Source organism: Amycolatopsis sp. NPDC059021, from assembly GCF_042739895.1.
Classification (GTDB): domain Bacteria; phylum Actinomycetota; class Actinomycetes; order Mycobacteriales; family Pseudonocardiaceae; genus Amycolatopsis.
Window position 1 is genome coordinate 61,318 of record NZ_JBHYIQ010000003.1, and the last position, 11,980, is coordinate 73,297.

7 protein-coding genes are annotated in these 11,980 nt (G+C 68.4%); 6 read left to right on the plus strand and 1 reads right to left on the minus strand.

The annotated features are described in order from the left end of the window. Positions 1 to 138 precede the first annotated feature (138 nt). Complete coding sequence (gene eccCa, locus ACFWX1_RS02280; RefSeq protein ID WP_378383147.1) at positions 139 to 4,119, minus strand: type VII secretion protein EccCa; 3,981 nt, start codon at positions 4,117 to 4,119, stop codon at positions 139 to 141. 148 nt (positions 4,120 to 4,267) lie between these two features. On the opposite strand from eccCa, the gene eccD reads away from it, so the two are divergent. From eccD to ACFWX1_RS02310, 6 genes are all read left to right on the plus strand, one after another. Further along, on the plus strand, positions 4,268 to 5,665 hold the full coding sequence (eccD, locus tag ACFWX1_RS02285) for a type VII secretion integral membrane protein EccD (protein WP_378382998.1): 1,398 nt from the start codon (positions 4,268 to 4,270) through the stop codon (positions 5,663 to 5,665). Further along, positions 5,665 to 7,089: a type VII secretion protein EccB gene (gene eccB / locus ACFWX1_RS02290; RefSeq protein WP_378382999.1), complete on the plus strand. Its 1,425-nt coding sequence runs from the start codon at positions 5,665 to 5,667 to the stop codon at positions 7,087 to 7,089. The genes eccD and eccB overlap by 1 nt, the downstream gene beginning before the upstream one ends. A 178-nt stretch (positions 7,090 to 7,267) precedes the next feature. Further along, positions 7,268 to 7,624: a hypothetical protein gene (locus ACFWX1_RS02295; RefSeq protein ID WP_378383000.1), complete on the plus strand. Its 357-nt coding sequence runs from the start codon at positions 7,268 to 7,270 to the stop codon at positions 7,622 to 7,624. Between the two features lie 48 nt (positions 7,625 to 7,672). Next, complete coding sequence (locus tag ACFWX1_RS02300; RefSeq protein ID WP_378383001.1) at positions 7,673 to 7,963, plus strand: WXG100 family type VII secretion target; 291 nt, start codon at positions 7,673 to 7,675, stop codon at positions 7,961 to 7,963. 123 nt (positions 7,964 to 8,086) lie between these two features. Next, positions 8,087 to 9,364: a hypothetical protein gene (locus tag ACFWX1_RS02305; RefSeq protein WP_378383002.1), complete on the plus strand. Its 1,278-nt coding sequence runs from the start codon at positions 8,087 to 8,089 to the stop codon at positions 9,362 to 9,364. 77 nt (positions 9,365 to 9,441) lie between these two features. Then, entirely contained in the window at positions 9,442 to 11,979 is a 2,538-nt protein-coding gene (locus ACFWX1_RS02310; protein ID WP_378383003.1) for a hypothetical protein, read from the plus strand. The last annotated feature ends 1 nt before the right edge of the window (position 11,980 follow it).

Sequence of the window (11,980 nt, forward strand, 5' to 3'; positions counted from 1 at the left end):
GTCGGCCTCGCACGGGGGGGGGCCGGGCGGGGGGGGGCGCGCCCCCCCCCCCGGCCCCCCCCCCCGGCCCTCGGCAACGCGTGTTCCTCGTCTCGTCGGTGACACACGCCCCGTCCCGCCGCGGCGGCCGATCGCGGGTCAGTTCTGCTTCGGTGCGGCTCCGGGTACCAATGGTGTCTGCACGAGCCGGATCGCGCGGCGCCGGTTGACGAACTGGGCCCGGCCTGGCGGGAGGGTCCGTGGCTTGAGGTTGCCGAGGAACGTACCTTCGTCGCGGGGGCAGGAGAACAGCAGCGCGGGGGTGCCCAGTTCCCACATCCGGCGGATCGCCGGGTTCATCATGGCGCGGCTGGCGCCCGCGGTGCTGCGGGCGATGATCAGGTGCAGGCCGATGTCGGCGCTCTGCGCGAGCAGTGGCAGCAGCGGGGCGAGCGGGTCGTTGCCGTAGCCGCCGCCTTCGGTCATGTCGAAGTCATCGATGATGATGAACAGCCGCCCGCCGGTCCACCAGTCGCGTTTGCGGAGCCGGTCGGGGGTGATCTCCGGGCCTGGCACCCGTTTCTGCAGCAGTTCCGCCGCTTCGCCGAGCAGTCCCGAGAGCGCGTCCGCGGCCACCGTGTAGTTGATCTGGTGCTCCTGCGGGATGCAGTCGTAGAGCTCACGCCGGAAGTCGGCGAACATCACCCTGGCCTCGCTCGGCGGGTAGTAGGTGGCGATCGACTGGGCGATGTGCCGCAGCAGGTTCGTCTTCCCTGTTTCCGCGTCGCCGAAGATCATCAGGTGCGGGCTGGCGTCGAAGTCGTGCCACTGCACGGAAAGCCCGACGTCCTCGACGCCCAGTGTCACGTTGACCTCCGCTTCGGGCGAGGGAGCGCCGGGCGGGGGCAGCTCGCGCGTGGTCAGCTCGTGCGGTAGCAGCCGTACCCTCGGCGCGGCCGGGGCGCCGGGCAGGACGAACGCGTTGGCCAGCTTCGTGGTGGCCTCCGCGAGGTCGTCCGTGCCGCAGACACCGTCGATACGCGGCAGCGCGGTGAGGAAGTGCAGCTTGTCCACGCTGAGCCCGCGGCCGGGGATGCTGGGCACGGTGGCCGCGGCGCGGCTGTTGATCTCCGATTCGATGGAGTCACCGAGCTTCAGCTCGAAGCGGGTGCCCAGCACGTCGCGCAGCCATGGCCGCATTTCCGACCAGCGGCCGGCCCCGACGACCAGGTGGACGCCGAAGCTGAGGCCGCGCGCGGCGATCTGGGTGAACGGGTCTTCGAGCTCGTCGAAGTCCTGACGCACCGTGTACCAGCCGTCGACGACCAGGAACACGTCTCCGTAGGGATCCACGTCGCGGAACGCGCCCTGGGCACGGGCGCGCCGGTAGGTGCTCATCGAGTCGATGTTGTGCTCGGCGAACAGGGTTTCCCGGCGTGCCATGAGGTTCAGCATTTCCAGCACGGTGCGGGTGACGCGGTCGCGGTCCATCCGGTTGGCCACGCTGCCCACGTGCGGCAGTTTCGCCAGCGACGTCAGGGTGCCGCCGAAGTCGAGGCAGTAGAACTGCACCTGCTCGGCGGTGTGGGTCAGCGCCAGCCCCGCGAGGAGGGTACGCAGCAGCGTGCTTTTGCCGCTCTGCGGACCGCCGACGACACCGACGTTTCCCTTGCTGCCCGCCAGGTCCGCGGTGAGCAGCTCGCGCCGTTGCTGGGCGGGCAGGTCGACCAGTCCTACTGGGACGGTGAGCGCGCCCGCCTGCAGTTCGCCCACCGGACGCGGTCCGAGCACCGGGTCGTCGATCAGCGGAGGCAGCAACTGGTCCAGCGTCGCGGGTTCCCGCAGCGGCGGCAGCCACACTTGATGCGCGCGCGGGCCGATGCCCTCCAGTCGTTCGAGCAGCACGTCGAGCATGGTCTGCTCGGGGCCGTCGGTTTCCTCCGGCTCTTCGATCTCGGGCTCGGCTTCGACGCGGGGCGCCACGTACTCGGTGCCGAACGCGGCGAGGTGCTCGGCCACCATGCCGCGTTGCCTGCGACGGGTCGCGGGCCGGTAGCGGCCGGAAACGTAGGCGCCCTTGAACCGCACCAGGGTCTGGGTGTCCGGACGCAGGTAGCCGTTGCCTGGGGCGTTCGGCAGCTCGTAGGCGTCCGGGACGCCGATGACGCTGCGGCTTTCCATCGCGGAGAAGGTGCGCAGGCCGATCCGGTAGGACAGATGCGTCTCCACCTTCTGGATGCGGCCCTCGTCAAGCCGCTGCGAGGCCAGCAGCAGGTGCACGCCGAGGCTGCGCCCGAGCCGGCCGATCATGGCGAAAACCTCGATGAAGTCCGGTTTGCTGGCCAGCATTTCACTGAACTCGTCGACGACGACGAACAGGACGGGCATCGGTTCCAGCGGGACGCCTTGGGCGCGGGCGGCTTCGTAGTCGCGGCGCGAGGCGTAGTTTCCCGCCGCGCGCAGATGTTCCTGCCTGCGGTTGAGTTCGCCGGTGAGCGCGTCCTGCATCCGGTCGACCAGTTCGAGCTCGTCCTCGAGGTTGGTGATCACGGCCGAGGTGTGGGGAAGCCGGTCGAAACCGAGGAAGGCCGCGCCACCCTTGAAGTCGACCAGGATGAAGTTCAGTTCCTCGGAGCTGTGCGTGGTGGCCAGTGCCAGCACCAGCGTCCGCAGCAGCTCGCTCTTCCCGGAACCCGTTGCCCCGACACACATTCCGTGCGGGCCCATGCCCTCCTCGGCGGGCTCCTTGATGTCCAGCTCGATCGGGGCGCCGTTGCCCGCGATGCCGATCGGTACCCGCAGCCGCCGCCGGGCGGTCATCCGGTCGAAGCGGTACTTTTTCGGGTCGAACGTGCGGATGTCGCCGATGCCCAGCAGCCCGGCGAGGTCGTAGTCGGTGGCCAGCGGCTCGTCGTTTTCGGTGGCCTCACCCGCCCGGTAGCGCGCCATCACCTTGGCCAGCGCCGCGACCGCCCGCTCGCTCATCCGGTCCGGTGTGCACAGCGGGCTGGTGTGCGGCTTGCCGAGCCGGTCGAAGGAGACCGTGCCGACCTGGTCGCCCTCGACATCGAGGTACAGCGCGTGCGGCCGGTGTTCCCACGGCAGGGCAGCGGAGACGTCGATGATCACGGCGTTGCGGTAGCCCCCGTGCCGCATCCGGTGATCGGGCGGCGCGGAAACCCCGTCCAGGACGATGATCGTGAACGGTTCGGACGGGGTGACCGGGGTGTCCGGTTCGAACGCGGGCCGTCCGGCGAAGGCGGCGCCCCCCAGCAGGTCTTCCAGCTCGGCGACGCTGTCGCCGACCAGGCGCCGGGGCCCGGTCGCGTCCTGGGAGTCGAGATCCTGGTTGTGCGGTAACCATTTCACCCAGTCCCACCGCTCGCGCTCGGCCGGGCCCGCGCAGACGGCGAGGGTGAGGTCGCCGGGTGCGTGTGCGGTGACGGCCTGCGCGAGCATGGCCCGCGCCAGATCGAGCACGGCGCCCTCGTCGCCCTGGAGCTGGATCTGCGCGAAACCCCGCAGATACACCGCGATCGGCGCTTCGGACAGGGTCGAGTAGGCACGCAGGAACCGGCGCAGGGCGTGTGCGGTCAGCGGTTCGAGGTCTTCGACCGGTTTGGTTTCCGGTGGTACGAGTTTCAACGCGGACCGCTGTGTCCCGAGGCCGAGCCGGACTTCGCCGAAGTCCTCGTGTGCGGGGCGTCGTTCCCAGAGCCGGTAGCCCAGTGCCAGCGACCACAGCGCGCCCGGGTCGGGGTGGGACCATCGGGCGGCTTTGCGTTGCTGGAGCAGGGCTTCCCGCATCGTCGCACGCAGCTGGGTCAGGTAGCGCATGTAGTCGCGGCGGTGGCCGTGGAGTTTCTGCTTGTGGGACACGGCGTTGCGCATCAGCTGGGCGATGAGCATGCCGACCGCGGCCAGCATCATCATCCCGGCGCCCAGATAGGCCAGGGTGCCCGAGCCGGGACGGACGAACATCATCACCATCGCCAGCGAGCTGAGCCCCATCGGCGCGTACATCAGCACGGAGCTGAGACCGCCGTCGGCCTGTTCGGGGACCGCGGGCGGTTCCTGCAACTCGATTTCACCGTCGGGCGGCCGGGGCCCGGTACGACGGGACCTCCTGCTGAACAACATCGTGCCCACAGCGCTCTCCTTCTGCCGGAGGGTTTCCCCCTGATTCCCGGCCGGCGCCCTCGCGGGCGACGTGCGGACCGGGCGCGGATCGTTACGATCCGCCGACGTCTCGGTTCTCGCCCTGGCAGGAAGGATCCGGACACTCGACATGGAAGAGCGCACACAGCATCGCACAAGCGCGCCGGGAAGGCTACGGTTCGTACTGGGCACCACGGCCACCGACGTGGCACTCCCGGCCGAGGTGCCGCTGGTGGACCTGCTGCCCGCCGTGCTGCCGCAGTTCGGCGCGGAATGGGTGGAGCAGGGAGCCGATCACGAGGGCTGGGTCGTGCAGCGGCTCGGCGAACTGCCGCTGGACGAGGACCGCACGCCCGCCGAGCTGAACCTGATGGACGGCGAAATCCTGTACCTGCGGCCGCGGGCCGACCAGTTCTCGCCGATCGACTACGACGACCTCGTCGACGGAGTAGCCGAGCAGGTCCGTGAGGACGCCGGTACCTGGTCGCCGGACCGGACCCGGTGGATGCTGTCGCTGGGCGCGGTCGCCGGGTTGCTGGTGGCGCTGGTGACCTTGCTGCTCGACGGCCCCGCGCTGCCGCGCTGCCTGCTGGCGGGCGGTGTCGCCGTCGTGCTGGTGGTCGGTGCGGGAGTGCTGGCCAGAGCGGCGGGCGAACTCGTCATCGCGGTACTGCTGGCCGCGGTCGCGCCCTGCTACGCGGGCGCGTCCGGCTGGCTGCTGGTGCTCGTGATCGACCCGTCCGCCCAGCCGGTGATCGCGCTGACCGGCGCCGCCGCGGGGGTGCTCGCCGCGTTGTCGGCAGGGCTGGCCGTGGTCGCCGACGCGGCGTTGTTGTTCACCGGCGCGCTGACCGGGGTGCTGATTCTGCTGGTGTTCGGCGTCGTCGCCGCGGTGAGTCCGGCGGACGTGCGGCAGGCGGCGGCGATCGCGCTGGTGGTGTCGCTGATCGCCGGGATGTTCGTGCCCACGACGGCGTTCCGGCTGAGCGGGCTCACCCTGCCGATGCTGCCCACCAACGCCGAGGAACTGCGCGAGGAGATCGACCCGGTGTCGCATCGCGTGGTGGTCGAGCGCGGCGCGGTCGCCGTCGGCTACACGAAGGCGCTGCACCTCGGCCTCGGCGCGGCCCAGCTGGTACTGCTGTATCTCCTGGTGGCCGAAGGCGGGACCTTCCCGCTGATCCTGGCCCCGACGATCGGCCTGCTGCTGTTCCTCCGCTCCCGCCATCTCGACGGGGCCGTGCCGCGGTGGGCGATGCTGGCACCCGGCGGGTTCGCGATGGCCGCGTCGGCCGTGGTGCTCGCGCTGGGCGTCGAGTTCCCTGCGCGGCTGGAAATGCTCCTGCTTCCGTCGCTGGCCGCGGGGACCCTGCTGGTGGTGCTGAGCAGGCGGCTGCCCGGCAAGCGGTTGCGGCCGTACTGGGGACGCGCGGTGGACATCTTCGAAACGCTCACGGCGATCGCGGTCCTGCCGCTGACGCTCGCGGTGCTGAACGTGTACGCGCTGGTCCGGGGGATGAGCGGCTGATGCAGTCGCGGCGGGATCAGGTCCAGGCGTATTTCTTCGTGGTCGGCCGCCTGGTGGCGGGGCTGACCCACGGCAAGCCGGACGCGGTGGAGGCCCCGAACCGGCGGATGAAGACCGGCACCGTGCTCGGTTTCGTGGTGGCGGGCCTGCTCGTCGCGATCTTCGGGATCTACGGGCTGTTCGTGCCGGGCGGTAACGAGTCGTGGCGACAGAACGGCGCGATCGTCATGGTGAAGGAGACCGGCGCGCGGTACCTCTACCTCGACGGGCAGCTGCGGCCGGTGCTGAACTACGCGTCCGCGCGGCTGGCTACCGGCGGCTCGGGCGGCGAAGTCGTTTCGGTGTCGCGGAAGTCGTTGGGAGACACCGCGATCGGCGGCACGATCGGCATTCCCGGCGCGCCGGACGACCTCCCCGCCCCCGACCGGCTCGACACCGGGCCGTGGACGGTGTGCCTGCAGGACAAGGGGACCGGCCCCGGCGCCGGAGCGCCCACGACCACCCTCATTCTCGGCCGGAGTCCCGGACCCGAACTGTCCGATCGGCAGGGTCTACTGGTGTCCACAGTAGATGGTACGAAATACCTGTTGTGGCAAGGAAAGCGCTACCGGATAGCCGACCGCGCCGCGGCTGACGCGCTGGGTTACGGTAGTGTCCCGGGCCAGCGCGTCACCGCCGCCTGGCTCAACCCACTGCCCGCCGGGCGCGATCTGGCGGTGCCCGTGATCCCGCGTAGTGGCGACCCCGGCCCGGTACTCGGCGGACAGCAGAGCCGCGTCGGCCAGGTGTACGAGGTGCGGAACCCGGCGATCGGCAGCGACGAAATGTATGTCATGCAGGCCGACGGGCTGAACCCGCTGAGCCGGACGGCGGCGGCACTGCTACTCGGCTCGGTGTCCTCCAAGGACTTGAACCCGGACGGGAAAGCGGTCGAGATCCGGCCGGGGGAGATGGCGGGTGTGCCGGTCAAGCCGGTCGGTGAGCTGGCCGAGGGCTATCCACCGCCACTGACCGGCGCCGCGCTGACCGGGCTCGCGGGTGACACGGTGCCGTGCGCCCGGTACGCCCCGTCGTCCGGCGGGGCCATGAGCACGACGTTCCTGTCGTTGCCGGTGGGAACCGTGAACACCTCGGCGACCCCGACCGGCAAGCACGTGGCGGGCACGATCGCCGACCAGGTGTCGATCCCCGGCGGCAGCGGTGCGCTTGTGAAGGAGGTCGCGGCACCGGGATCCCTGGCGGGCACCGAATACCTGGTCACCGCCACCGGAGTGAAGTCCCCGCTGGCGAACGCGTCCGTCGCGGGCGCCCTCGGCTACGCCCGGCCGCCCGTCGACGTGCCGGGCGCGCTGCTCGACCTGCTGCCGACCGGGGCCGTGCTCGACCCGGCGGCCGCGCTGAGCAACCAGGCCGCAGGGAGCTGACCGGCGATGACCAGCGGAAAATCTGCCGAGGGATACCCCCTTACCTCCGCCAAGAGCGGCTTCGGAGGCGGTCGGCGCGGGCTCGCCCTGTTTGTATGTGTAGTGACACGTGTGTCGGCGACCCGAGCACCGGGACCTCCGGCAACGGCACAGGTCGACTCATAAGGAGGGTGTAGCGGTGGCTACCCAGCTTACCCAAGTCAGTTTCGCCGATATCCAGCAGCGAGCCAATGACCACCGAGAGAAAGCGAGCCTCATCTCCGGCTACGCCGGTCAGGCGGTCAACGCTGCGGAGAATGCTCTGCAGGGCAGTAAGAGCGGTATGACTCAGGCCATCATGAAGATGTCCGAAGAATGGCGCGGGATGGTCCAACGAGTGGTCGGGGACCTGAACGATATGGCGGACGTCCTCGACGGGGCGAATAAAGACGCGCAGCACATGGATCAGGACAACACGCAGGCCGCGAACAATGCCGCCAACCAGATCAGCCAGGTCTCCGCTTCTGGTTCCGGCTTTGGTGACTATCTGGGCTGAGCCCGATCGTTCCGTCACATCGACAGGTGCAGCGAAAGGTATAGAACCATGGAAACGATCACCTACGACTACGGCGTGCTGGCGGATACCGCCAATGCCCTGATCGCGCAGAGCAAGAAGATCCAGGAGGATGTCGACCTGGTTTCGCGCAGCGTCGATACGCTGATTGATAACAAGCAGTTCGTGGGCGACGCGGCGCACGCGTACCGCGCGAAGGCTCAGCACATCACCAGCCTGCTGAACGAAAAGATCAAAGAGCTGTCGCGGGCCGCTTCGCTCACGACGAGTGGTTCCCAGAACATGAGCGACAACGACCGCAACTCGGCCAAGAAATTCTAGTGCCCCTCGCCGGCTCGGCCGGGCCGGCCAGCACGGCCCGGCACGGGACGGCGATCTGACGTTGTGCACGGCGGCAGGCGTCCCTGGTTCATCCTTGAAGGAAACCGTTCTGGAGTCATCGACATGAGTTATCCGTATAACCAGCAGTATGTCCGCGGTGGCGAACCCCTCGGCAGCGCATACGGCGGCGCCTACTCCAGCGGTGGCTCCGGAGGGGGCTACCCGGGCGGAGGCTCTCCGCTCGGTGAGACGAAAATCGACCCTGACTGGGCCAGTCGAATCTCGGCGGAGCTCCAGGCTGCCGTGGAAGATGTCTCGGCGTTCACCGACGTGCTGAACTACAACCCCAACGCGGGGACCTTCGAAATCGCGAAATGGCTCGGCGACCGGCTGACCGACCGGCAGAACGGCGTGGCGCAGTACGGCCAGAGTCTGCAGACCGTCGCTCAGGACATCGCCGACGGCCTGGCGAAGGTCTCCATGGATCTCCAGGGGGCCGATAAGGATGCCGCCAGCAAGATCCGGGCCCAGCAGAACGCCATGGACGACGTCAACACCATGGGCCAGAACATCGCCGACGACCTGACCGTCCCGGGTGGCGGCGCCGACACCGGTGGCCCTGGCGGTGGCAATGGCGCGGGTGGTCCGGGCGGTGGCTCGGGTGCGAACGGCTACGGCAATGGCGGCTATGGCTACGGCAACGGCGGCCCTGGTGGGAGCGGTCCCGGCTATGACATGGGTGGTTCCGGTAGCGGTGGTGGCTACGGTTCCGGCTACGGCAGTGGTGCCTATGGCTACGGTAATGGTGGCCCTGGTGGGAACGGTTCCGGCTACGGCATGGGTGGTTCAGGTGGCTATGACGCTGTCGGCGGTGGTGTCTATGGCTATGGGAGCGGTGGCCAGCCGGGCACCGGACCTCAGAACGGGCAGTGGTACTCGTCGCCGGGTGCCGGTGCCCCGTATTCGTATGGCGGATCCCCGAACGCCCGGTATGTGGAGCGGGGCAATTTCAGCTCTCCCTTGCAGCTTACCGGTATGACTGAGCAGCAGGAGGAGCCGCTTGTGCTGGGTCGGCCGAAGGGGCATGTGTCGGATTGGGCGCCGACGGAGCAGAGTGCGGTAGTGCATGACTGGGCTCCGGCGAAGCAGCCGGAGAGTTCTGTGGCGGATTGGTCGCCGGTGCAGACGGCGTCGGTTGAGCGGGATTGGGCGCCGACGGAGCAGGGTGCGGTTGTGCATGACTGGGCTCCGGCGGAGCAGCCGGAGAGTTCTGTGGCGGATTGGTCGCCGGTGCAGTCGGCGTCGGTTGAGCGGGATTGGGCGCCGGCGCAGACGGATGCGCGGCCGGAGCCGGCGTCGCAGCAGACGCAGCCTTCGAAGGATGAGCAGAAGCTGCGGTAGGAGACGGAGTGGCTGGGCAAGATCATCCATCTTCACAGAGCAACGAAGAAAGAATACTAGGTTAAGGACTCCTGGCCATGGCTGACTCGTCGTCCGATTCGAAAGAAAACAGTTCCTCGACCGGATCGAACGCCGATCCGGCAACGAAGAACGGCTCGGGTAAGAGTGGAACGTCGGCAGGGCCGGGATCCGATCAGACACCGGTTCCGAAACAGAACAACGAGTACAAAAAATGGAAGTCCTTCGATCACGACACGTATGACCTGACGCACGGTCCCGGCGGGGATCACGACAAGTTCACCCCTAACTACAATCTGGTGGCGGATGAGTGGGGCAAGCTTGCGGAGTCGTTCGGCCGTGTGGAAAAAGTCACCGGGAACGTCAGTGCCAAGCTTACTGAGATCTACCGCAACTCGCATGACCAGTTCTCCGGTGCGGCGGCCGAGCAGTTCAGGTCCCAGATTCGCCAGGTGCAGACGAAAGTCGAGCACGTCGAGCGTGCGATGCGGCGCTATGTGAGCAGCGCGAAGAACATCGACTCCGGGATCAGGAAGTTCGCTGTAGAAGTCTGGACGGACGTGGAGGAATGCCACCGGAGGCAGCAAAAGGCTGTCGACGACTACCTGCGGCGAATGCTGCCGCTCATTTCCTTGGCGATTATTCCTCCTCCGTTGGGTTTCCTCGCCGGTGCTATCGCCGGAGGCATCGTCGGCGGTGAAGTGGCTAAAATCAGGAGCCGCATCGAAAAAAACTGGTTGATGCCGAGGCTGAGCAATCACATCAAGACACTGTGTTCGCAGTACGCCACCAATGGCAATAGCATGATTGCCCTCGGAGGATCCCAGCTCGGCCTTGGCGGGAACGGTGGTGGGCAGGGGATCAATTCCGGAGGCGGGGGCAACAGTTCCGGCGGAAGTTCGTACGGACCAGGGGCGGGCAACCCGTACGCCCAGGGCATGGGGAATCCGTATGGCCAGGAATTGAACAATCCGTATGGCCAGGGCATGGTGATTCCGCAAGGTCAGGGGCCGGGTGACCCGTATGGTCAGGGGCTGAACAATCCGTATGGCCAGGGAACGGGTAACCCGTACGGTCAGGGCCAGGGTGGTTACAGCGATCCCTATGGTGCCGGTGGCTCGGGCAAACCTTACGGCTCGGGTGGTTCGAACGGACAGGGCGCGGGCGGCGGCAATGGTTCCGGCGGAACGTCCGGCACCGGCAACAGCGGCTCGCCGGGTTCCGGCGGGCAGCAGGTGGATCCCACTGCCGCGGCACGCAAAAAGGCTCTCGCGGACGCGCAGAACGCGATCAAGGCTCTGCAGTCCGAGGGCGCCTCGGGCGATGGCGGCGGCGCTACCGGTGGTGGCAGCGGCGGCGATCCAGGTGCCGGTGCCGGTGGCGGCACGGGCGACACTGGCAGCGCTACCGGTGGCAACCCCGGCTCCAGCGGTGGTGCCACCGGCGGCGGCTCGGGCGACTCGCCGGGTTCGTCGGGTGGGGGCGCGATTCCGCCGGTAACCTCGACCAATCCCGGCAGCGGCGATACCGGCGGTTCGGGTTCGGGCGGGAGCCAGCGGCAGAAGGACGATCCGGAACGGGCAGCCCGGCAGCAGGCGCTGAAACAGGCGCAGGAAGCGCTCAAGCAGTTGCAGGCCGGAGCCGACGGTGACTACGGGCCGGGGTCAGGGTCCGGAAGTAGCGAGGGTACCGGCGGCTCGGGTGATTCCGGCTCGGGTGGGCAGCACGGGAACAGCTCGTCCGATCCGAATTCGCAGCATCCGAACTCGACGGATCCGAATTCGCCGGAGGCACAGGAGAAGGCACAGCGTCAGCAGGCACTGAAGGATGCGCAGGAAGCGCTCAGAAAGTTGCAGGCCGGAGGCGACACGGATCCCGGGTCGGCGACGGGCAACGGGAATGGCGACCCGCGGAGCGAGGACCCGAACAGCGGCGACCCGGGCAAGTCACAGCTGGAGAAATACCTCGACGACAAGGACCCCAGCAAGCACCTCGATCCGAAGGTGGCGAAGCAGGCCGAGGACGACATCCACAAGGCGCTGTCGGACCTGCCGCACTACGACGACAAGACCCCGGACGGGAAGCTCACCCCCTACGCGCAGGCTCTGCACGACGCGGAGAAGGCGGCGCTGCAAGCGGTGGACGCCGACACGATCGGGGGCGGCGGTGGCGCCGGTGCCGGTGCCGGTGCCGGCAACGATCCGGTCACCCTGCCGCGGACAGTCGGCGGTGGGCAACTCGGAAACGACCCGGTCGTCATGCCGAACGAACCCGGCAGCGCGACCTCGGGCGGCGGCAACCAGATCCAGCTCGACAACAACACCGGGGCGCAGCAGGGCTTCACCCAGCCGAACGGCGGTGGGCGCGTGCCCGCCACGACGAACGCGGCCGTCGCCACTACCGGGGGCGCCCAGCAGATGGGTGGGTACCCCGGCGGCGGGATGCCGATGGGCATGGGCGGAATGGGCGGTGGCATGGGCGGTGGCCAGCAGAACCAGCAGCGGCAGCCGGAGGTATGGATGCACGCGAAGCCCGGGGCGTGGACCGGTGACGACGACGCCCGCGCCAACCCCGAAGTCATCGGCAAGGGGAACTGAT

Coding starts and splice junctions, on each gene's coding strand:
- eccD (WP_378382998.1), top strand. CDS start 4,268: ATGGAAGAGCGCACACAGCATCGCACAAGCGCGCCGGGAAGGCTACGG.
- eccB (WP_378382999.1), top strand. CDS start 5,665: ATGCAGTCGCGGCGGGATCAGGTCCAGGCGTATTTCTTCGTGGTCGGC.
- ACFWX1_RS02310 (WP_378383003.1), top strand. CDS start 9,442: ATGGCTGACTCGTCGTCCGATTCGAAAGAAAACAGTTCCTCGACCGGA.
- ACFWX1_RS02300 (WP_378383001.1), top strand. CDS start 7,673: ATGGAAACGATCACCTACGACTACGGCGTGCTGGCGGATACCGCCAAT.
- eccCa (WP_378383147.1), bottom strand. CDS start 4,119: ATGTTGTTCAGCAGGAGGTCCCGTCGTACCGGGCCCCGGCCGCCCGAC.
- ACFWX1_RS02305 (WP_378383002.1), top strand. CDS start 8,087: ATGAGTTATCCGTATAACCAGCAGTATGTCCGCGGTGGCGAACCCCTC.